Origin of the sequence: Mesotoga sp. BH458_6_3_2_1 (genome assembly GCF_003664995.1) — a bacterium.
Classification (GTDB): domain Bacteria; phylum Thermotogota; class Thermotogae; order Petrotogales; family Kosmotogaceae; genus Mesotoga.
In genome coordinates this window covers 100179-123023 of record NZ_JFHL01000018.1, presented here as the reverse complement: position 1 = coordinate 123023, position 22845 = coordinate 100179, and the positions used below count along the sequence as shown (strand labels likewise).

Below are 22845 nucleotides of genomic sequence, written 5' to 3'. Positions count from 1 at the left end.
GCACCTCCACAAAAACTACTCACCCGAAATCTTCAGCCCCTCTATAGAGATCGAGAGAGGTCCATAGTAATCTCCGTCCAGTTCTGTCTCTTTCGACAGATAGATTGACTCAAGTTCTCTTAGATTACCGGTCACAGAACCTCCCGATACCGCGATTCTCTCCGAACCATCGAAATACCAGCCTAATCTGATCTCTCCTCCGAAATCGCCCGTTGTTTCATCAACGTCAACTGCAGAAAAATTAGTAACCTCCAGATGATCTACTTTTCGCATCTCGTCAATGCTGAGACTGCCATGACCAACCGAGAAGTTCAGAACAGCACCTGTTGGTTCGATTCCCAGGTAGTGGGAATATTTGATGTCACCCCAGTAATTCTTCAAAATCCCATTTTCGATAACAGTCCTTTTCCCAATGAGAAAACCATCATTGTCAACAGGAAGGCTGAAGTATGAACCTTCAAGTTCCGGCACAACTTCAAGAGTTATCTTATCTCCCGATTCTCCTGACTGAACAGAGTCTCCAGGTTCAGCTTCGGATATCCTGTCATACTTAAGACGTGCATTTGCCTGTTTCAAATAGTATCGCATTACCTCTTTGGCCGGCTCTCCGGTAAGTACTACCGGTATCCTGCCTAAAGCTGGCGTAGGAACGGCATTAGCTCTTTCACTGACCAACAGAAGTAATCTGGAAATCCTTTCTCTTATACGTTCAACATCGGGAAGTGCAAGGAGCAACTGATCGTACAGCTCGACTTCTTCTCTGCCAGAAGAACTTACAATGCTTTCGATGTATGTTCTATATTTTGAAAAAGCCACGTCGAGACCTTCAGAGTTGAGAATGCGGAACCCGTTTTTCGTCACAAAAATCTCAACAGAGTTCAACCATGAATTAGACGGTTTTCCATTGTCAAAGATTGCTCCAATAGCATCTCTAGAAAGATCATGAAGGTCATGTTCGACTGCTTCGAATCTCCGTGAAAACTTCGGCGCCATTGGATACCAGGGATTCTTTACGAAACCTGCAGCAAAAAAGGCTTCCTGTATTGAATGGACGATTTCTTCAACCGTTGTTCCAGGGCTCATGGTAACCGTAGAGCTTCCTCTGTATTTCTTTTCGCCCTCTTCAAAATCGCGGTAGACAGTTACTTCGTACTTCTTTACCTTCTTCGCCCTTCCAAGATCGACCTTGTTCCCAACAAAGAAATACTCTTCACTCTCAATGTTCTCTTCCCTTATTCTCCATGCATCAACTGAATTTGCTTCAAGGTTCTTTACAATAGTCTCTATCATTATCCCAACCTCGCTTTTGCCTTAATATACGGTCCACCTGCAGAGACTTTTGCGAACTCCTTATGACCTTTGCCGCAGGCTCCCGTTCCTGAGAGCTTGAAATCTCCAGATACCATAGAAATCGACTTCAGCAATGAAGGTACATATCCTGTCATCATTACTGGAGATACGATACGACCTGTAAACTGGCCTTTCTTAATCTCGCGTCCGTAGGCTATGACGCACTGAATCCCCCAGTTTTTGGGATCTTCCATTCCGCTATAATAGTCTTCAAGAAGAAAACCATAATCTATTGATTCGATCATGTCTCTTAGATCATCTTTTCCCGGAGAGAAATATGTGTTCGTCATGCGTGCATATGCTTTTCTCTCAAACGATTCCCTCTTACCGTTGCCGGTAGGCTCAGTTCCAAGAACAGATGCAGAAATCAAATCTGAAATTCCCCTCTTGAGGATTCCATTTTCAATTATCACTGTGTCCTTTGCCAGACTGCCTTCATCATCAAATGCGTAAGATGAAACTTCCCTTACACCGGCCGCACCGTCATGCATCGTGACTAACTCAGACGCAACGTGCTTTCCCAGGTACTCGACTGCCTTTGCCCTCCCCTTCACAAACATGTCCATTTCGACTCCGTGCCCGAAAGCTTCATGAGCAATCAATCCTGCAACATCTGGCGAGCAAATTACATCGTACTCACCTGGATCTATTCTCTCGGCTGAGAGCAGGAGTCTAGCATTCTCGACGACTTTTCCAACGAATGCTTCCATCTCGTCCAGAACTTCCAGACCCTTTAATCCCGAAAAACCTTTCATACTATACTTGGTCCTCTTGTTCCTTCTGGCAACGACGTACAAATATCCTTGAGACCAGATGTAGGATTGTGAGAGTTCCTTCCTGGACGAAATGAAGAGCTTGCTCACTTGCACGTTTTCCATGAGGGCCATTACGTTTACCACTTCATCGGAGAGTTCATGAGCCCGATCCTTAAAAGAAGACAGTCTATCGATTATCTCTCCTGCCGAGAGAGACCCCGGAAGAATCCCAACTTCGTCATTGAAACAGAGTTCCGATTCCTCTTCTTCGAACATCGATACTGCTGAAGCATCCAGACTATTCTCATTCATACTATTCCTGAACGCAGAAAGCTTTCTCCCGACATACTCTACAATCTCTTCAACTGATTGATTTCTCATTTCATTAAACGAGAATTCAAAGTAGCCTCTTCCATCATGAATCCTGAGTACGAACCCTCTTTCGGACCACCTCGAATCGTTCACGCTAATCCCAGTTGTCATCACCTGGTACTGTTTGCCCCCGACATCCGTGCCGAGAACTGAAACGTAAGGAAAGTCGCGTTCCAGGGAACTCACAAGTTTCTTCAAAAAGCCTCGTTTATCGTTGAGATATCTTGAATCTTCTACCTTCATCTAGAACCTCCTAATGGAATGCGTATTTTGTTATCTCTAAGCAAACCTTCTCCGAAGAGTCGACTCTAAGATTTCTAAGCGGGTTTCTTATGACAAATTATACTATAATTCATCAATGATTGAAATAAATGAATTCCGTAGTGAATATAATTAATCAATATCCCCCCTATAATGAAATATTTTTTCACAATTCTTATTTCTTCACTCCACATTAACAATGGAGTGTTATTCTACTCCCTGGAAGAAACGTTTTTAGGAGGCAAAAAATGGTTAAGGTTGAGAAAATCACAAAGACTTTCGAAAGTCGAAGGAAAAAGGTGGTAGCAGTCGATTCGTTGAGCTTTTCCGCCGAGCCAAAGAGTATTTATGGCCTTCTAGGGCCAAATGGTGCCGGAAAGACTACAACACTCAGAATTATCTCAACTCTTCTCAAGCCAGACAGTGGAAAGACAAGCGTAATGGGATTCGACTGCGTGATTCGCCCCACAGAGGTTCGGAAGAGAATAGGGTTCCTTACAAGCGATATGAAACTATCTGGAAACCTTACACCGAAGGAACTGCTTAGATTCTACGGCGAACTCAGTCAAATGAGGGACACAGATATCTCTAAACGGACAAAGGAACTATCAGATTATCTAGATATGAATGACTTCCTTGACAAGAGAATCGGGAAGCTCTCAACAGGAATGAAGCAAAAGGCCGCGATCGCAGTCAGTCTTATTCATGATCCCGAAGTCATAATCTTTGATGAACCCACAAACGGTCTGGACATCCTTACGGCAAGAACAGTTACCGACTTTCTCAAAGACTACCGCGATCAGGGAAAGACCATAATCATCTCTACTCACATCATGTCTGTTGCCGAAAAGCTATGCAATAGAGTCGGGATTATTTTCAAAGGCAGGCTTGTCGAAGACGACACTCTTGAAGGGCTTTATGAGAAGTTTGGGGAAGACAATCTTGAAGATGTGTTCTTTAGGATTGCCGATAGAGAAGGGGTGATCGAGATTGTTTAGGGATGCTCTAATTATCTTTCGAAAGGAACTCAAGAATATATTCAAGGACGCAAGAACTGTCTTCGCAGTTCTGATTTTGCCGATGTTGATCATGCCAGTGATCTTCCTGGTAATGAACACAGTGTCTTCATCCCAAAGCAGAACCTACGAGAACACAGTCTACAAACTGAATATAATTAATTTGCCAGATGCGAGGTTCTTGAGTCTTCTGGATCAGATGATATCATTTGAAATTGACGAAAATCTTAGCGAAGAATCGGTCAGAAACCAGGAGAACTCAATCATGGTAGAGTTTCCCGTAGATGCCGCGGAAAGAGTTCGCGGTGGAGAGAAGATAGATGCCCGTCTCTTCTACAATTCAACTTCAAAAGGTTCTTCATATGGGGCTCAAATAGTTCAGAATGCCCTATCGTCATATTCATCTCTGCTTCTTTCGGAGAAGCTTCTCGAACATGGATTGACACTCGAAGATCTCAATCTCGTAAGCGTAGAGAAGAGAGATGTTGCGCCGGAAGAATCTCAGGGAACAGAGCTGCTGGCCACATTGATCCCATACTTCCTGCTCATTTACATCTTCGCCGGATCCATGAATATTGGTCTCGACACAACTGCGGGCGAAAAAGAGAGAGGAAGCATGCCTGTGCTGCTTGTTAATCAGGTGTCGAGATCATCAATTGCAGCAGGGAAGATTCTGTATGTGATGACTATTGCGATCTTGAACAGCATATTCACCTTCATCGGCCTGATAATCGCTTTCAAAGTTGGAGGACCTGCATTTGGGGGTGGTGAGCTCAATTTTTCATCCCTGTCAGCCACAACTCTCTTTGGTCTCTTCATTACACTGATGACAATGTCCGGGCTCGCAGCCTCTTTAATTGTTCTACTTGGCTCCTTAGCAAGAAATATGAAAGAGGGAAGCGGTTATGTAATGCCCATATATATTATGGCAATAGTACTGGGAGTTGCCACTATGCAGATGGAATCTCCAGATAATCCCCTTCTCTACTTGATTCCTTTCATGAACTCGATTTTCGTTATGAAGGATATCATTACCGCCAGTTTTGTTTTTTCGAGATTCTCCCTCATGCTTGTGAGCAACCTCGTTTATGTATCATTGTTCATCTACTTTCTTACTAGAGTCTTCAACAGCGAAAAGATCATGGACAGTTCGGGAGCTTAACTGATTACCTGGAAATCTTTAGATATTACAGACAAAGGAGGGCACAGGCCCTCCTTTTGATTTCACCAATCAAGGGCAATGGTTTATCATTGAGTTAGGGATAAATAGGAAGAATCATTTGTCGGGAGAAGTCTAGGTTGAGGAAAATAGTATCAGTCGGGGTTTTTGCTATTCTGGTTCTCACAATGCTCTTTGGATCCGAGGTACTTGCTGACAGGTATCTTCAGTTTCTATTACGAGGAAACTATCATCTTGCTTACGAGATGCAAAGTCTAAGAGCAAGAACTCTCTATACAGTCGAAAACATGAGTCAGGAATTTCAGCAGCTTTCTGAGGAATACGGCGCATATCTCTTCATTTTCTCAACTGAGACAAGCGAGATAAGAGGATTCACAGTATTCATCTTTCATGCTCAGTTTGAGAGAGGGTTTATCGACTTCAACGTAGTGGTTGATGATCAAGGCAGAATTGACACATTTCTAGTTCAACCGACTTTACAAACAGGAGCAATTGCCGAATACATCGACACGAGCAAATTCGATGAGTTTGAAATCACGATTGGAGAGGATAGGAACCGGCTTCCCGCAGTAATTACCGTTCCCAAAGAGATTGACAAGTATCCACTTGTAATTCTCATACATGATTCAGGAGCTATGGACAGAGATTCTACAATTGGGCCGAACAAACCATTCAGGCAGATAGCCTGGGGACTGGCGACTCAAGGTGTGGCCGTTCTGAGGTATGATAAGAGATCCTTTGTGTTCGGAGAGCGGCTATCTCAAGCCTCTCCCAGCATCGAAACAGAAGTGATTGAAGATGTCGTCAATGCGATAACTGCCGTATCGAGAATACCCTCAGTTTCATCGATTTTTCTTGCTGGGCACGGACTTGGAGGCAGAGTTGCTCCAGTAATCGCCACCAGAGACTCCAGGGTCGATGGAATTATCCTTCTGGCTACGCCTGCAAGGAGAGAACTGCAGGTAATAATCGACAAACAAAAATACATTAGGTCGCTCTACGGTGAGGAGACTGGACAGCAGACCAAACTTCTCACCGACTACCTGCAGACCGCTCTTGACGGCAAGCTACCTCCAGGAGCACCCGTCCTGGCAGCAACGGCCGGATATTATTATGAACTTGACAGAATGAATCCTATTGAAATTGTAAGAGAACTGGAGATCCCCGTGCTTATTGTTCAGGGCGATGCCGATTTCGAATCGACGGTCCAAGACTACATAATGTTCATGAACGCGCTATGGACACGCTTGAATGTTTACTTTCAGCTGCTACCCGGTCTTGACCACTACTTCATGCCCGTGAAGGACGATATGTCAACACCCGACCACTATTACGAGTTCCGGCACATCGATAGCCAGCTCATTGACGCTATGTTTTCCTGGATCTACATTTTTGATTGAGCGACACGCCGGCCCTCAAACCAATGAATCACGTAAGACTACTAATTGTAAAGAAAGCACGAGACAAAGTGTCCTTCGCTTACTTCCTTCAGAGAAGGGCTTTCTTTCCTGCATCTGTCGAAGGCCTTAGGACATCTCTTGACGAATCTGCAAGTTTCAGGCGGATCAACGGGAGAGGGAATGTCTCCTTTCACGATCTCCCTCTTTCCGGTCTTTCTCATGTGAGGATTCGGAACGGGAATCGACGAAAGCAATCCGCGCGTGTAAGGATGAAGAGGATTGTCAAATAGCTCGTCGGTTTCAGCGGTCTCAACAATTTTCCCAAGATACATAACCGATATCCTGTCACAAATGTGCTTCACAACTGCCAGATCGTGTGCAATGAAAAGATATGTGAGACCGAAGTCGTGTTTCAAATCTTCGAGGAGGTTTATTACCTGAGCCTGAACGGAAACGTCAAGAGCCGACACCGGCTCATCACATATGACCAGACCTGGGTTTAAGATCATAGACCTTGCTATCCCAATTCTCTGTCTCTGTCCACCTGAGAATTCATGAGGGTATCGGTACATGTACTCTGGCCTTAGGCCAACCTTCTCAAGAATTTCGGCTATCATCGACTTTCTATCTTCTCTGCTCTTGCCCACCGAATGCACTCTCAGGCCTTCGGCGATTATATCGTGAACCGTTATTCGAGGGTTGAGGGAAGCGTAAGGATCCTGGAACACCATCTGTATCTCTCTCCTGAAAGGTCTCATTTTCGATTCCGAGAGAGAAAATATATCGACTCCACCCTCAGAAGAACCTTCACCTCTGTAGAGGAACTCTCCATCTGTCGGCTGGTAGATCTTAATGAGAGTCCTTCCTATAGTAGTCTTGCCGCAACCCGATTCTCCAACCAGTCCGAGAGTCTCACCCCTGTAAATATGCAGGTCAACCCCATCTACCGCCTTCAGATTGGACTTAGACCTGAACCCGCTCTTTATGGGAAACCATTTCTTCAGGTTCTTGATCTCTACCATTGGGGAAACCTTCATCACTTATCATCCCCTTCAAATAGCCAACAACGAACTGAATGATGGCTTTCGGATTCAATCATCGGCGGTTTCTCCAGACATTTCTCGAATGCCATCGGGCAACGCGGCCTGAATCTGCAGCCATCGGGGAAACTCGAAGGATGGGGGACATAACCATTTATTACGCTCAACTTCTTCTGATCTTTTTTAGAAATCTCAATCTTTGGTATTGAGTTAATCAGGCCCTTTGTGTAAGGATGCATGGGATTGTCGAAGATGTCAAATATATCCCCGCTCTCAACAATCTGTCCCGCATACATGACGAGAACTCTATCACACATTTCGGCGATTACTCCCAGATCGTGCGTAATGATTATCGTGGCTGTGCTGAACTTATCCTTCAGCTCGTTCATTAGCTCCAAAACCTGGGCTTGAATAGTTACGTCAAGCGCTGTCGTGGGTTCGTCAGCAATTAGGAGCTCCGGGCTACAGGCGAGCGCCATAGCAATCATTACTCTCTGCCTCATTCCTCCCGACAGTTGATGAGGAAATTCCGTGACTCTCTTCTTAGGCTCCGGAATCCCGACAAGCCGGAGCATCTCCACGCTCCTCGTCATTGCCTCCTCCTCACTAAGGCCTTCGTGCAGTCTATATACTTCGGAAATCTGCCATCCGATTGTGTAGAGAGGATTCAAAGAAGTCATGGGTTCCTGAAACACCATTGATATCGACTTGCCTCTAATCTTCTGAAGCTCTTCCTTACCGAGCGTCGAAATGTCCTTCCCTCTGAAAGCAATTTTTGTATCTTCACCGAGAAATGCGTTCTTTGGGAGCAACCTCATTATTGAGAAAGCTGTGATTGTCTTGCCACAGCCAGATTCCCCTACGATCCCGAGAGTCTCCCCCTTTGATAGACCAAAGGAGACCCCGTCTAGAGGCGTTATCCTTCCAAGCTGAGTTTTAAAGGAAATCTTCAAGTTGTCAACTTCGAGAATTCTTTCCATGATTTTCAACTCTCACTCACAAATTTGGGATCCAGAGCATCTCTAAGTCCATCTCCAAGAAAGTTCACGTTCAGTACTGTGATGAATATGAAGAAGCCCGGGAAGACGGTAAGCCACCACGGATTTACCCCAGTAGTTGTGCCTAGTATGTAGTTCATTGCTCTCTGAAGCATATTGCCCCAAGACGGCATGGGAGGCTGAATACCAAGTCCTAGATAACTCAGCGATGACTCTGCAAGTATTGCATACGACATGTTAAGTGTCGCAGAGACGATTACTATCGGTATTACGTTGGGAAGAACGTGTCGGAGGATAATTCTGCCGTTTTTCACTCCCATAGCTCTTGCAGACATAACGTACTCCGTTTCTCTTATGGAAAGCACGAGTCCCCTGACTAATCTGGAAACACCCATCCAGCCGAAAACTGTCAGGACTAGAATGATATTCATAATTCCCGAACCGAAAACAAGTGTAAGAGTGATCAGGATCGGGAACATTGGTATAGAAAGCATTACATCGACAAATCTCATTAACAACCTGTCGACAAGGCCTCCGTAGAAGCCCGAAAGTAGTCCAACAACTGTTCCGATTAGGGTGGTTATCACTGCAGAGGCTAACCCGACAAAGAGAGATATTCTTCCGCCGTACATTACTCTAACCAGCACATCATGACCCAGCTCGTCTGTCCCAAAAGGATGGCCCTCTGTCAGCGGCGGCGAGAAGAGATAAGAGAAGTCCATATCTTCGTATCCCACATCGACGAAAAGCGGGCCAAATACGGTGAACAAAATCACACCGACAAGCACAAATGCACCGAACATGGCAAGTTTGTGACTCTTGAACTTTGCCCACACCAACTGCCTGTAACTGTTTATATGAACCGGCCGCGCCTTGTCTTCGATTTCATCTAGTTTCCTTTTGTAGAAGAATTTTGACATGACTAAGCTCCCTTCCTGCCCATCCTGATTCTGGGATCAACCATCACATACAGGAAGTCAGCAACGAGATTTGAAATGAGGGTTATGATAGCCAGGAACATCAGGCAACTGATCGCCAGATTGTAATCGCTCGATATCACTGCATTGTACATAAGTCTACCCATTCCAGGCCAGGAAAAGACAGTCTCGATAATCAATGCTCCGCCGAAGAAGTAAGGAATATCGAGTGCGATTATCGTAATAATCGGTATCATCGCGTTCTTCAAAGCGTGTTTGATGATGACCTTTCTATCGGGAACCCCTTTCGCATACGCAGTTCTAACATAATCCTGATCAAGGACTTCCAGAAGGGATGTTCTTATGTATCGCACCCACGAAGCAACCTGCACTAATCCCAGTACAAAGGCTGGGAGCACGAGGTGCCTAAGTCTATCTACAAAGACATTCCATGAACCGGTGATACCATACGTCGCCATACCAGACACTGGAAGCCAACCAAGACTTACACTGAAGATTATGATCGCAATTAAAGCAAACCAGAATCCCGGCAAAGAGATGCCTATGAAGGCAAAAACAGTTGTTGTGTAGTCGAAAGCCGAATACTTCTTGACTGCCGAGAGGATTCCTATCGGAAGAGCTACTACAAGTCCTATAAGCCAGGCCGTAATCGTTAGAATAAGGGTATTAGGCAGACGAGAAGTTATGAGATCAATTGCTGGCGTTTTGTACATACTGGAATATCCCAAATCTCCGGTCATGACACTCTTCAGCCAGGTGAAGTATTTAACAGGAAGCGGATCGTCGAGATGATAATACTCTCTAAGCTCCCTCATCCTTTCAGGATCGTTAGTCATTACCCTCGGATTCTGCATCCTCATCTGCAAGAGAGGATCGCCGGGCATAGAGTTCATAATTACGAAGATGATTATTGAGATTGCAAAAAATATTGGAATAAGCTCCAGGAACCGTTTCAGGAAATAGACTTTCACGACCTCTAGCTTCTCCTTCTTTGAATGTGATCTGCGACATTAAGTCCTGCGATAAGCTGGACGCTGACCAGGCTCTTTATTGGAATAGTCGTATAATCAAGATTATTCTCGAGATACTCAATCTTTCTCTCAAATGCTTCGTCCACCGTTTTCACGATTGCCGACAGCTTTTCAGATCCGTCATCATTTTCCTTGACCAATCTTCTTAGCATCCCTAGCATCAAGGATTGATAGAACTGGCTGACTATCTTATTATCAAAGACCTCTGCCATGCTTGCCTTTCTCTCAAGAGACTGATCATTCTCAATCCAATTCTTCTGCGCTTGTAGTTGATCGGGATAGGTTTCAAGAACATTCTTGAAGACTCTGTAGAACGGGGAATTTCTGTCTTTAACGCAAGGTTCAACTGCTTTCATCACTTCGCTGACAAACTCAAAGTTCTCGACGGACCTTTGATAGTTGAATCTCTGCGCTTCCTTCCTCGTAATGTCTGCTTCAGACATGTCTTCGACCCTTGCATCATAGTAGTATGGCATCTCGCAAACCAAAGAAAACGTATCGGCTACGGATGAAGCAAAATCATCAGAACTAGTACCGGCTTTGATGACGTCTGCCGGGTCTTTGTCTGGGCCAAGATTCTTCTTTAGGTAATCATACTCTTGAGCCATTCCGAAAAGCTTGAAAATAGCAGGTTCGAGCTGCTCCAAAAAAGGTGCTTCCGGCTCTCCTAGAGAAAGTGGCAAACCAAACAAACCTGGAAGCTTGCTGAAAGTCTCATGGAGTTCTGGGACTGCGTCACTCACATAATAATAGACCCCTCCAAAACCGGAATTGTGAAGAGAGTACATGAACTCGGGCTTCTTATCTTCAATAAGCTTCATAAGCACTTTCGTTTCTGGCAGCGGAGAATGGAAATGAAGCGTCTCATAATCGACGGGGAAAGTCCATTCAACCTGTTCATGACCGGGCGGTCTGTAGAAGTTACCTGCATACTTTCTTATAGAGGAAGAGTCTTTGAACCATCCTTCGTTGAGCTTCGTCCCATCCACATCGATAACTTTTATCAAATGCCAGGTGTAGTCGAACTGATTGCGAAAAACATCATCACTGGCAAGTTTTTCGCTAAGGAAATCCAGCATCATAGCACCTATCGGTTCGTTCGGGTGGGGACAGCCGAATAGTAGAGCATTCTTCTTGCCACTTCCGATTTCCAGAACGTAAATCGGATTTCCGTTACGCGATTTCCCCGCTTCATATACCCTGACTTTCCCTGGATACCTCTTTGCAAGCTCTAAAGACCTTTGGTCCATCTCTTCAACCGTAAAGAATTCCTTGTAGTCAGGAACGGAATCTATTAGCTCGGTATATTTCATGTCAAAACCTCCGAAAAATAGTCTGAAAGAATATGGGGGAGAAGCCTCTGGCTTCTCCCCCAGGAGAGCTTATTACCTATCAATATACCAGTTCTGAATTATCCAACCAAGACCGTTATCGTAGCCCGAGTTGAAGCTCTTGATATACGATTTTGCAAAATGAGGGGTTGGCGCAACAACTAAAGGAAGAACAGGGAGCTCCTCTGTCCAAAGCGCAAAGTGCTTTTCATAGAGTGCAAGCTTCTTCTCTGGATCGAGCTCTCTGGATGCGGCAACTATTAGTTCATCGTTTTCAGCGTTTGCCCAACCGGTATAGTTCATACCACCCCAGTAGTTCTCGTCGGAAGGAATCTGGTCGGTCGTCCAGTAGTTCGCGGCCTCATCGCTGACTCCATAGCCCCAACCGGAGATATGTGCATCGAAATCTCCGTAGGGGAAGATTTCGGTCCAGATTACCAGCGCTGGCATTACATCGATTTCTACTTCCATTCCAATTTGCTTCAACATTCCCTGAATCATCTGGGCCATCATCTGATAATCACCGCTACCGGAAGCAAGAGAAAGACTGAATTTCAAAGTCTTTCCATCCTTTTCGTAAATACCTTTGCTGTTCAGTTTCCAGCCCGCTTCTTCGAGCAAAGCCTTTGCCTTTGAGGGACTGTACTCGTAATGCCTCACAGCCGGATCTTCGAGCGCTTCTCTCATCTGATGCAGATCTGTTATCCACGTATCCACCACTTCAGCCAGTCCGGTGTATACTACATTGCTTATCTGCTCTCTGTTGATACCATAGAGAACGGCCTGCCTCACCCTCTTATCTCCAAAGATCGGATGGGGTTTTGTTGTATCCTCAGGATCTCTCAGGTTAAGATTCAGATTGTCGTAAGCAATGTTCGGTGTATAGAAGACGTTGAACATGTCGGCTCGCTCATTCTCAAGCTGGACCGACTGCTTCAGTGTAAGAGTATATCTTCCGAAATCTATCTCTCCGTTGAGTGTAGAAGCGAAGATTACGTCCATATCAGGAATGATTCGCATAACTATCTCATCAATGTTGGGTCTACCCATATAGAACTCATCAAAAGCTTCCAGAATCACGTATTGGCCCTCGACATACTCTTTGAATTTGTAAGGACCGGTCATGATCGGGTTCTTGTTAGCTTCTTCAACAAAAGCGTCCCAGTTTCCACAATCCTTAGCCTCTTCGTAACTATTCCTGAAAACGTGCTCTGGAAGCTGGAACCACCCGAAGTAATAGGCGTAAACAGAAGAACCCAGCTCTGCATTACTCAGAGGTTCGGGGAGAGTAATAGAGTAAGTGTAATCGTCGATAACCTCCACTTCCGAAACTGAACTCTCGAAGTAGTTAGTCGTAACCGGGGCGCCACTGTTCATGACTTCCCACTGGAACTTCGCATCATGGGCAGTCACAGGCTCTCCATCGTGCCACTTCATTCCCTTTCTCAACTCGTAAGTTATCGTAAGCGAACCGTCTTCATTTATTACCATCAGTCCGTTTTCTAGACTTGGCATTCTCTTCACCATTCTGGGGAAGTAGAAACCGTCCTTATCTGTACCGGTAATACCATCGCCCATGATATTACAGATAGTCCAGGTCAAACCGGCAGAAGTGAATAAAGTGTTGAAACCCGGAGCATCGGCAGGGACGGCTGTCGTTGCTAAACCGCCAGCCACTGGGGGGTTCAAAGCCATGTAGATAGAAACAGCCGCTTCCTTTCTTGTAATGGGGGAATTCGCCTCTATCGCGTGGCCATATCGGAAATCAAGTAGTTGATGATTGCTCCTGTAAGCAACTGTGAGCGCTCCCCAAGCTTCCTTAGGAGCATCCCACTCGTCAAGGGCTGTCGTACAGATTTCATCGTAAGCGGCGGCTTCGGACTTCAGATCAAGAACCTCAACCATCGCAACTGCAAAGTTCGCCCTCGAAACCTCGCCAGTGCCTTCGATAAGTTCTCCCTTACCAGGGAATGCCTTTTCAACTGCAGTTCTGAACTCCGAAAACGTCAATGGAGATTCATCGACGGAAGACAAAATACCTTTCGATTCAATTACTGGTATCGCTTCTTCCGGAAAAACCTGACCTAACAAAAGTGATGAAAAGAAAAAAATCAGCATAAGAACAAAGAGCTTTTTCATCCCGTAACACCTCCAAGAAAGATGATGTGGATCATGAAGATTTTATGCAATTATATACTAGATGCTCATTACAAAGGGCTTAAAGAGGAAATTCACACGTATTGTTACCTTTTCTAACAAGTTTATACCAAATCATTTACCTGGCTGTGAAGAAGAGTTCTTCATAGGCGCTCATAACTTCTTCGGTGTATCTACCACGAACTTTGAAAGTGACTTCATCGATCGTTTTTACTGGCATAACACGGGAAACCGTACTCACAAGGAAAACCTCTTCTGCGTTTAGAAATTCTTGGACGGTGACTCGCTTTTCAATAATCCTGTGACCGAGTTTATTTATGATTTCAATTACCTTCCCCCTGGTAATACCAGGAAGGATATTATCGACATTGGGCGTTAAGAAGATCCCATTATCTACAAGAAAGTAGTTTGAACTACCCCCTTCGGTCACGAATTTCCTTCCATCTTCTTCTCGATACATCAGTGCTTCATATCCTCCATTGGCATAGGCAAAGTTCTTGGCAAGAACGTTCGGTAATAGATTGATCGTCTTGTGTTCACAAAGCCTATGGCGCAAGTCCGGGTAAGTTAGGAGTTTAACGCCTTCCTTCCAGCTGGTTGTGTCAATCTTTCTCAGAGGCAGAGCAAGCATGAAAAATGTACTGGATGTATCCTTTGGAGGGTATCTATGCTCTCTGTGAGGGTCTGTACCCCTCGTCAGCTCTATATATAGCTCACCATCTTCGATTGAATTTCTTTTTATGAGTTCAAGTGCACTTTTCTTCACTTCTTCCGGAGTGAATCGCATCCCTATGTCGAAAAATTCAGCGCTCTTCTTCATTCTCGAGAAGTGCTCTTCAAAAAAGAGAATTCTTCCTTCGATCGTCCTTATAACCTCAAAGAGTCCGTCTGCAAAAGTCAGTCCCCTGTTCTCCAACTGAATAACTCTGCTTTTCTCCTGCACAAAATCACCGTCAAGAAATGCCCACATAGAAACCTCCCCGAGTTTTAGTACCTTCCTGAGACTATTATGCATCAAACAGACCATCAATTTACGGTATGACAGCTGAACAATGTTAGAATATAACGGAACTGTAAGCAGACTTTTCATTTGGAGGTTTTCTAAATGGACAACATTTTGGAGATCTTTCCAGGAGGGGCTTCGGGGTTCTTCGGAAATAAGATATTTGACATTGTTGCGATTTCAGAAGGCCTATTGCTGGTGCAGATAACAAAAACACTTGTAAATGAAGCCGTTAATAAGGCGAGGGAAGCTTCTAAGGAAAGCAATGAAGGTTTTCTTAAGAAGATGGCATCCGTTATGTCCTCTGGCTCAACTTTGCTGGAAAGATATGGTGAAAAGTCAAAGGAAGAGATAATCAACGAGACGCCGGGAAATCTCTCTATTCCAAAAGCGTCACTAAAAAAGGTGAAGATCTCCAGGAAAACGGACTCTTCGCAGGGAAGTGCTTTTTCAGATAGTACGGAAATTAAGATTGTCTGGACAGAAGGCAAAATTAAACTGACCTTCAGTAAGATCTTGAACGTGAAGGAAACAAAGCGGTTTTTCAAAGACACGTTCGGTATATAGTGATTCTCTCAAAGGACAAATCCCGTTCGACTATGGTCTGAGGCAGGAGGTTTACAATGAGAAAAATAATGTTGCTCTTGGCAATTGTGATTGTTCTTGCAGTCACAATGCTCGCCAATAATGTACTTGAATTCCCCAATGCTGATATCTATTACCCGGAGGGGTATGAGAAAGTTGCCGTTTATTTGGGCAACACCTTCGAATCGATACGGCCAAAGGCAATCGAACTTGTCGGCAACGATCCGGGAAGAATAAACATCGTGCTCGCTGACTTTGGGGCAAATACGAATGGGCTGGCTCAAGCTCAGAACCATAAGACGATTCAGGTCTTTGTGTGGCCTGCCGACACAATACTATCGACCAGAATGAATGTATCTAATCTTTACAGACAGCTTCTTATCCACGAATTCACTCATATTGCTCACCTAACTTACACAACGGGTATACCCGCTTTCATCTCTAGAGTGGTCTTAGGAACGGAAATGTTTTCTCCTCAGCAGCTTTCACCGTTTGTGGAGGGAGTTACTTTGTTCGCAGAATCGTCAAATTACTTCTCAGAGGGAAGACTGAACAATCCAATGTGGGGAAGGGAAATGATCTATCAGAACATGAAAGCAAACTCCTTCCCAGGTCTGGACTATGCGTTGTCCGTATCGCGAGAAGACTACCGAGGAGGAGCACTGTATTATAACTATATGGCCAGCTTCTATGACTATCTCGTTAGAAGATTCGGCATAGAATCAGTCAAGGAGTTTCATGGCCAAGTCTCCGGAAGACTTCCAGTTTTCGGACCCATCAACGCCTCAAAAATCGCATTCGGCGAAGCACTGGACGGGCTCTACAATGACTGGAAAGAAGAAGTCGGAATCGAAGCCACAAAGTATGCCACTTTGACCGAGGTGAGAACAGTGGCCAACGGTCAGATATTCGATATGACGAAGACTGAAAATGGCATCGTCTTCTCCTATTCGATTTTCGGTGAAGTAAGTTCATGGAATGGCTCTGTTGAAAGAGGAATTGAAGAATATGTAGATGGCGGCTTTTCCAGGAGACTTTCTGACTTTAACGCTCTGAGCTTAAAATGGCACGAAGGGAACATCTACTTGATGACTTCGGTAACCGAAAGGAATACAACGTCCAGAGAAATTTGGTCTCACCGACCCCCTCTTTCTGTTAGGCTTCTAGACAAAGGGATGATCACTGCCTTTGATATCTACAACGGAAGATTGATCAAAGCACTGTACGACACAAAAACTGAACTATCAACCATATATTTCGATGAGATGCAACTCATAACAGTTCCATGGCTCGTCAAAGATATCGTTGTTCTTGATGATGGAAGTCTGGTTATGCTTATATCAAGGAATGGCATTAACGGAGCCATTGCGACCTTCACTGAGGGAGAATTCAGAGTAATTCTGGACGATCCCTATCTCAAGGGAAGGGGTATTGACTATCACGAGGGAAAGGTAGTCTTTACAGCCGCCTATGAAGAAGGATATATGGATGCTTTCGCTGTGGAGGTAATATCAGGAGAGGTTTTCAGACTAACCGAAGGCGCCAATCTTGAAAAGGCGGTGGTGCTAAATTCTACAGTGTACGGATTCGGACACTCCCGAAGAGAAAAGGGAATGTCTATCTATGTATTCGGTCTTGAAAGCACTCCTTACAGCGTTAAAGAAGTAGAGCCCGATGACTTCGAGCCAGCCTCTGTGGAGTATACAAGCGGCGATTATCTGAAGAAGACCTTCCTTCACTTTCTGAATCCCATTTTAAGAGCTCCGCTTGTATCGTACGATGGAGAAAACTTCTCCCTGGGATTTTTGACCTTACACCTCTCTCATGATTCTAATCACTCTATGACACTAATGCCTTCATTTACATTTGGCACTGAAAAACCTTCCTTCACTGCTGAGTACACCGGCCAGTTGTTTGAAGGAATAAATGCGATGCTGAGAATAAATCTTGGCCTCCCTGAAGTTCCCATTGCTAATGCGGGTCTTTCTGCTGAGCTTTTCCAGATGCCACTCAATCCTTCTACAAGGTTCAGATCACACGCTTATATTGGATTTGACACCTCGGGAGGCATCACCACATCTGTTCCCTTAAGTCTAGGAGGAAATCTCTTCTCGATTTCGCTGGAACCGGGGATAAGACTTTCCGACGGAAAGATCACGCCACTGCTTGTCGTGGATGCTGGATTCTCTCCTACCCTAGGTACATCTGTCGGTCTTGGTGTCGGCTTCTACGATGATTTCTACTGGTATGCGAACGGTGCTCAACTCTTGCATAGGATAGACTGGGGCTGGAGTCCTCTTTTCTTCTTGAAAGAGTTGGGAATTGGTGGTGTGATAAGCGGAACAAACACCAGTCTAGATCATTCCGCTCTTTACCTATTCATAAATGTCGGTTCAACAATAGGTATCGGAGACATTTTCCCCAAGATAGGCATTCAGTACAGTGACTCGCGATTTGGAATCTACTTTGGACTGGATAATCAACCGTAAAGAGAGATTTCCATAAATCAGCCAAAAACTGCTTAAAGGGAGCAGATAAGAAAGGGGAATCTTCCCCTTTCTCTTTCTGGCAGCCACTGATTTTCAGAACTGCGCAACAAGTACTTCCCTCCAAATAGCTTGTAAACAAACTCTTCTGGAAAGACAGGATCAACCCATTCATGCTAGGAGGCACTGGGCCTCTTTTCTCAATTTGCAGAATTCCAGATTCCTATAAGATTCTCCATCTCAATAGCGACAAAGAATTCACCCGTTTGAGTAGAAAACCATAGCAACTATCTCGAGGCTACTCACTACCGACATATGACTCTCAATGAACAACCCGGGTCATCTAGTTAACTTTTGAAAAGAACTCGAAATCTGCCTGCCAGTCCACTTCGCTTAAGCCGCGACTACGGAATGAGGTATAATGCTGTTATCGGAGATAACAAAAAGAAAGGGGGAAATGATTATGAAGATGATGGGATACTCGGCATTTCTTATAAGCGATTCAGGATCAGTCTTCATCGAAGAATCAAAGCACGAAGGGATAACGTTCACTTTTCCTTCCGATCCAGTTTTTGCGAAATACAAGGACCGGCTCATGGCTGTAGTCGAAGTGAAGATGGAATCGTCCAAGTTTTCTCTAACCAAAAGCAAACTCGATCTTAGCTCTGTTAAGCTTCAAGGGGTAAAAGTTGTGGATGACAAGTTCTATGAGGATTCAATTTCCCTTTGGGCCTTCGAATCGAGAACTCTTGGAAAGACTATGAGAGTGGTCTCAGATGGAGAAGCATCAAAGATTCCTGCAAAAAGAGAAACCGATTACGTCGTTCCGATAATCGTTAATACAATAGAGTTCTCTTCGAAGGAAGAGCACGTTGGAAGATTTGTCTTTCCGTTGCCAGATGAATGGTTTGTTCTCTCTGGAGTCCACTTTGGCCAGGATGGCGTGAAGATTCGCAAAGAAAATTCGAAGATAGATTTGGATTCCTTTAGCACCGAGATAATCGTTGGAGAACTGAAACAACACAGAGTCTTCAACGATAACTTGTGGGATCTTTATCAGCTGTACAAGTCTCTAGAGAGCTTTGAAACTAAGAATGAATCGCTCCCAGAACCGCTTGGAGAAGAAATGCCTGTGTCCGATCTCGATCTGGAAGACAGTATTCCAGAGAGTGCGGACCTTTACCTTGCGGGGGACAGAAAAACAACGAACTCCCTCCATCGCGAAGTAGTTATCCAGTCAAGTATAGAAAAGATTGGAACTTTCAGCAAGAAGAAGGGCGTTGTTCTAAGAGTCAAGAACAATTCAGATCTTGGGACAGTTAAAGCAGTGCACATCTCTTTCAGACTATTGGATCCAATGGGTAAAGAGCTCTACGTTGCCGAGAAGGAACTCGATGGACTTAGTGTTGGACCTGGAGAAGCAAAGAAACAAGATTTTACTGACTTTCCGGAATTTACTGATCAACAACTTGAAAGAGTAGCAGTTAATCTGATAAGCATTTCATGGAGTAATGGGCTCAAAACTCTCACTTCTTCTGAATAATTGAAAGATTCCTGAGCTTCCTGTACTCAGCCGCCTGGAGAATTTCCATAACCCTCATGACCTTGCTGTCGTGAGGGTTTGGGGCTTTGCCGGCTTCGATTTCCCGAAGTACTTCATCTAGCTCGTTAAGTTGAAGTCCAAAGGCAGTCTCATCATTGACTCCCGGAATCAGATCGGGACTCGGTGGTTTTTCGATTATCCTCGCCGGGATTTTTAAGTCTCTTGCAAGATCCATTACCTCAGTTTTGAACAAATGTTTTATCGGCTCTATGTCACTTGAATCGTCTCCCCACTTAACATAAAGTCCGCAAAGCCATTCGGTCTTGTTTGTCGTGCCAAGTACAGCGTAACCTCTTTTTTCGGCCTCCAGATACAACGAAACCATCCTGACTCTGTGCTTGGCTCTATAAAAGGCCAGTCCCCTTTTGAATTCTTCATTGCCTCTGTCGGCCAAGTCATCGAGGAATGGATCTGAAGAAAGCTGTTTCCACTTATCCCTTACATACTTTTCCTTAACTGACTGAGGTATTAGAAGGGCCGGCGGTTGGAGTTTATAGCAGCCAACAGAACGGAGAACTGAACTTATGTTCTTGACTTTGAAGTCTATTCCGAGAAAACGAGTTACGAGCTTCGAATCCTCCAGGGTATCCTTCGAAGAGTCGCGCTCGGGCATGAGAAGGCCAAATACGTTTTTCTTGCCCAGGGCGTCGACGGCTAGCTTACCTACCACCGCAGAGTCAATTCCTCCGCTTATACCTATCACAGCCCCTCGATAACCCCACTTCAGAACAGTGCTACTTATGAAATCGACAATTTCTCGCATATGATCACCTATGAAGATTATACTAGACAATTCCTTCGTTCTTGGAAACTGAATATTCGACTCAGAGCGCCGACCGGAAAGTCTCACATCGAAGAGGTTTCAGTTGCCAGAAATGTTAGACTGATTTGATAGAGCAATCTCATATTTGGAGTAGGAGGAGAGAAAGATGAGAAAATTCATGTTTATTCTTGTGTCAATACTAATCGCTGGAACCGTCCTGGCATCGAACCCTCTTAACCTTTATGGAAGGGATGCAGAGGGAAGAAATGGAGTTGTTGCGGCCGCAAAACCCGAAGCCTCAGAAGTCGGAATCAGAATTCTGGAATTGGGCGGTAACGCTGTTGATGCAGCAGTCGCCACAGCCTTTGCATTAGGTGTTCTGGAACCTAACGCTTCAGGTATCGGCGGGGGAGGCTTCATGATAATCAAGCTTGCAGAGATGGAAGAAGCTGTAGTTATTGATTTCAGGGAAACTGCTCCTGAGGCAACAAGCCCCACTTTCTTCAATCTCGACAATAGTAATCGTCCAGTAAACAACGAAAGCCTCATTGGGGGAAAAGCGGTTGGAGTCCCTGGAGAAGTAGCGGGACTTCTTTACGCTCTCGAGAACTTCGGGACTATGTCGAGAGCGGAAATAATACAGCCCGCTATTGAATGGGCAGAAAGAGGTATCCCCGTTACAGCAAACCTCTTTTCAATCATCAACGACAACTACGAGAAACTCATTTTGATGGAGAATGGCGCCGACCTATACTTCCTGTTCGGAGGCATTCCTTACGAAGTTGGAGAGGCAATCATACTGCAAGATCTAGCCGATACCCTTCGTCTAATCGTTGAAAAGGGAGAAAGCGCAATCTATTCGGGAGAAATAGCGGAGAAGATAGTGGCAGAAGTCCAGAAGCGCGGTGGAGTAATGACACTAGATGATCTGTCGAACTATGAAGTGAAGGTCCGTAAGCCGGTCGAAGGTACTTACCGCGGCTTCACCATCCTGTCTGTTCCGCCTGCTAGTTCAGGCGGCACACACGTTATTGAGTTGCTGAATATTCTTGAGAATTTTGATTTGAAATCACTAGGAGACAATACTGCCGAAACCCTTCACATATGGTCGGAAGCCATGAAGCTTGTTTTTGCAGACAGATCGAAGTATATGGCAGATACGGATTTCGTAGAGGTGCCTCTTGAAGGCCTGACCTCCAAAGAATATGCAAAAACACTCTCTGAAAGGATTGATCCTCACAGTTTACTAAACGATGTTGAGGCAGGCAATCCCTGGCCATTCGAAAGTGGAAGCACGACTCATCTATCCGTTATGGATAAAGACGGAAACATGGTGGCAATGACAAAGTCAATAAACTCCTTTTTCGGATCAGGCGTTGTTGTTCCGGGTACTGGAATTCTATTAAATAATCACATGGACGATTTCGTCAAAGCACCTGGCTCTGCAAACTCAGTAGAACCTGGTAAACGGCCTCTCAGTAGCATGAGTCCTACACTAGTTCTTGATCATGAAGGTAGACCATACATGACAATAGGCGCACCGGGTGGGACGAGAATCATCACTACGGTTGCTCAGACGATAAGCAATGTAATAGATCACGGAATGACAATTCAGCAGGCAATCCTTGCGCCGAGGGTATTTCGAACTGAAACGGGACCTTTGTCAATTGAGGGAAGAATATCCATTAACGCCTACAAGAAACTGATTGAAATGGGTCATGAAATCAGTATTCATGATGACTATGATCCTTATTTTGGTGGGGTTCATGCCGTTTTGTTCAACAGGGATATTGGGATACTCTTTGGAGGAGCAGATCCCAGAAGAGACGGCCAGGCTGTCGCATATTAAATTAGTATTTTGGGGATTTTCGAAGGTTCATCGAAGATAATTCGGAGTTTCACTACAGTAATACGATTAGTGAGTGGATCAAAAGCAAACCGCTTATTAAGAGTGTTTTGGACACTTGTTTTTGGAATTAAACAAGATTATAATCTTTTCATAACGTCATAGTAGAGGGGGTGAGCGGTGTGTTGAAGGAGTTTAAGAAGTTTATCAGTCGGGGTAACGTAATCGATCTGGCAGTTGGTATCATTATCGGTGGCGCTTTCCAGGTAATTGTGAAGTCACTGGTTGACGATATTATAATGCCCATTGTAAGCCTGTTCCTTGGGGGTATTGATTTTGCCAATATCTTCATCAGCCTATCCGGAGAAAGCTACGCAACTCTGGCAGAGGCAAAAGAAGCTGGCGCAGCAACTTTAAATATCGGTCTTTTTATCAACGCAATCATAAACTTCATTATTCTTGCCTTCGTAATCTTTATGATTGTCAAACTCATCAACAAGATGAGAGAGAGACAGAAGAAGGAGGAGGCAACGGCAGCACCGACGACCAAGATCTGTCCTTTCTGTCACACATCGATTCCTATCGATGCAGTGAGGTGTCCTAACTGTACATCTGAACTTGGAAAGAAAACTTGAGATAGTAATTAGAACAAGCGGCCTTGCGGCCGCTTTTTTATGTGTTTCCATTCGTGATCGTTTTATGAATCGATTTGCCAAAAAAATCCACCGCT

18 protein-coding genes are annotated in these 22845 nt (G+C 44.7%); 8 read left to right on the top strand and 10 right to left on the bottom strand.

The window, feature by feature from the left end; genetic code table 11:
- Positions 1-15 precede the first annotated feature (15 nt).
- Both Y697_RS09435 and Y697_RS09430 read right to left on the bottom strand, forming a co-directional pair.
- Positions 16-1290 (bottom strand): metallopeptidase TldD-related protein, encoded by a 1275-nt coding sequence (locus Y697_RS09435; protein WP_121551377.1) that lies wholly within the window; start codon positions 1288-1290, stop codon positions 16-18.
- Complete coding sequence (locus Y697_RS09430; protein ID WP_121551376.1) at positions 1290-2720, bottom strand: TldD/PmbA family protein; 1431 nt, start codon at positions 2718-2720, stop codon at positions 1290-1292. The genes Y697_RS09435 and Y697_RS09430 overlap by 1 nt, the downstream gene beginning before the upstream one ends.
- Positions 2721-2986: 266 nt before the next feature.
- Here Y697_RS09430 and Y697_RS09425 point away from each other — a divergent pair, with 266 nt between their 5' ends.
- The 3 genes from Y697_RS09425 to Y697_RS09415 all read left to right on the top strand — a co-directional run bounded on the left by Y697_RS09425 (position 2987) and on the right by Y697_RS09415 (position 6334).
- On the top strand, positions 2987-3736 hold the full coding sequence (locus Y697_RS09425) for an ABC transporter ATP-binding protein (protein WP_121551375.1): 750 nt from the start codon (positions 2987-2989) through the stop codon (positions 3734-3736).
- A complete protein-coding gene (locus Y697_RS09420; RefSeq protein ID WP_121551374.1) occupies positions 3729-4916 on the top strand; it encodes an ABC transporter permease in 1188 nt (395 codons plus the stop codon). The genes Y697_RS09425 and Y697_RS09420 overlap by 8 nt, the downstream gene beginning before the upstream one ends.
- Before the next feature lie 137 nt (positions 4917-5053).
- Entirely contained in the window at positions 5054-6334 is a 1281-nt protein-coding gene (locus tag Y697_RS09415) for a DUF3887 domain-containing protein (protein ID WP_121551373.1), read from the top strand.
- 41 nt (positions 6335-6375) lie between these two features.
- On the opposite strand, the gene Y697_RS09410 is transcribed toward Y697_RS09415, so the two are convergent.
- From Y697_RS09410 to Y697_RS09380, 7 genes are all read right to left on the bottom strand, one after another.
- The gene (locus Y697_RS09410; RefSeq protein WP_121551481.1) at positions 6376-7371 is read right to left on the bottom strand and encodes an ABC transporter ATP-binding protein; all 996 of its coding nucleotides are present in this window, start codon (positions 7369-7371) and stop codon (positions 6376-6378) included.
- The gene (locus Y697_RS09405; RefSeq protein ID WP_121551372.1) at positions 7371-8354 is read right to left on the bottom strand and encodes an ABC transporter ATP-binding protein; all 984 of its coding nucleotides are present in this window, start codon (positions 8352-8354) and stop codon (positions 7371-7373) included. Before Y697_RS09405 ends, Y697_RS09410 begins: the two co-directional genes overlap by 1 nt.
- A gap of 5 nt (positions 8355-8359) precedes the next feature.
- Positions 8360-9292 carry an ABC transporter permease gene (locus tag Y697_RS09400; RefSeq protein ID WP_121551371.1) on the bottom strand — a complete coding sequence of 311 codons (933 nt, stop codon included), beginning with the start codon at positions 9290-9292 and terminating at the stop codon, positions 8360-8362.
- A 2-nt stretch (positions 9293-9294) separates the two neighbouring features.
- The gene (locus tag Y697_RS09395; RefSeq protein ID WP_121551370.1) at positions 9295-10281 is read right to left on the bottom strand and encodes an ABC transporter permease; all 987 of its coding nucleotides are present in this window, start codon (positions 10279-10281) and stop codon (positions 9295-9297) included.
- Positions 10282-10286: 5 nt separating this feature from the next.
- Positions 10287-11654: a M14 family zinc carboxypeptidase gene (locus tag Y697_RS09390; protein WP_121551369.1), complete on the bottom strand. Its 1368-nt coding sequence runs from the start codon at positions 11652-11654 to the stop codon at positions 10287-10289.
- 72 nt (positions 11655-11726) lie between these two features.
- The gene (locus Y697_RS09385) at positions 11727-13811 is read right to left on the bottom strand and encodes a peptide ABC transporter substrate-binding protein (RefSeq protein ID WP_121551368.1); all 2085 of its coding nucleotides are present in this window, start codon (positions 13809-13811) and stop codon (positions 11727-11729) included.
- 136 nt (positions 13812-13947) lie between these two features.
- Complete coding sequence (locus tag Y697_RS09380; RefSeq protein WP_121551367.1) at positions 13948-14799, bottom strand: aminotransferase class IV; 852 nt, start codon at positions 14797-14799, stop codon at positions 13948-13950.
- Between the two features lie 135 nt (positions 14800-14934).
- Between Y697_RS09380 and Y697_RS09375 the strand changes: the two genes are divergently transcribed.
- The 3 genes from Y697_RS09375 to Y697_RS09365 all read left to right on the top strand — a co-directional run bounded on the left by Y697_RS09375 (position 14935) and on the right by Y697_RS09365 (position 19446).
- On the top strand, positions 14935-15399 hold the full coding sequence (locus tag Y697_RS09375) for a hypothetical protein (RefSeq protein WP_121551366.1): 465 nt from the start codon (positions 14935-14937) through the stop codon (positions 15397-15399).
- A 56-nt stretch (positions 15400-15455) separates the two neighbouring features.
- Complete coding sequence (locus Y697_RS09370; protein WP_121551365.1) at positions 15456-17906, top strand: hypothetical protein; 2451 nt, start codon at positions 15456-15458, stop codon at positions 17904-17906.
- Between the two features lie 460 nt (positions 17907-18366).
- The gene (locus Y697_RS09365) at positions 18367-19446 is read left to right on the top strand and encodes a hypothetical protein (RefSeq protein ID WP_121551480.1); all 1080 of its coding nucleotides are present in this window, start codon (positions 18367-18369) and stop codon (positions 19444-19446) included.
- Here Y697_RS09365 and nadE read toward each other — a convergent pair.
- Positions 19430-20269, bottom strand: a complete 840-nt coding sequence (gene nadE / locus Y697_RS09360; protein ID WP_121551364.1) for an NAD(+) synthase — start codon at positions 20267-20269, stop codon at positions 19430-19432. The two genes, Y697_RS09365 and nadE, sit on opposite strands and share 17 nt — an antisense overlap.
- Positions 20270-20435: 166 nt before the next feature.
- On the opposite strand from nadE, the gene ggt reads away from it, so the two are divergent.
- Both ggt and mscL read left to right on the top strand, forming a co-directional pair.
- Entirely contained in the window at positions 20436-22118 is a 1683-nt protein-coding gene (gene ggt / locus Y697_RS09355) for a gamma-glutamyltransferase (RefSeq protein ID WP_121551363.1), read from the top strand.
- Positions 22119-22297: 179 nt separating this feature from the next.
- Complete coding sequence (gene mscL / locus Y697_RS09350) at positions 22298-22750, top strand: large conductance mechanosensitive channel protein MscL (protein WP_121551362.1); 453 nt, start codon at positions 22298-22300, stop codon at positions 22748-22750.
- Positions 22751-22845: the final 95 nt, after the last annotated feature.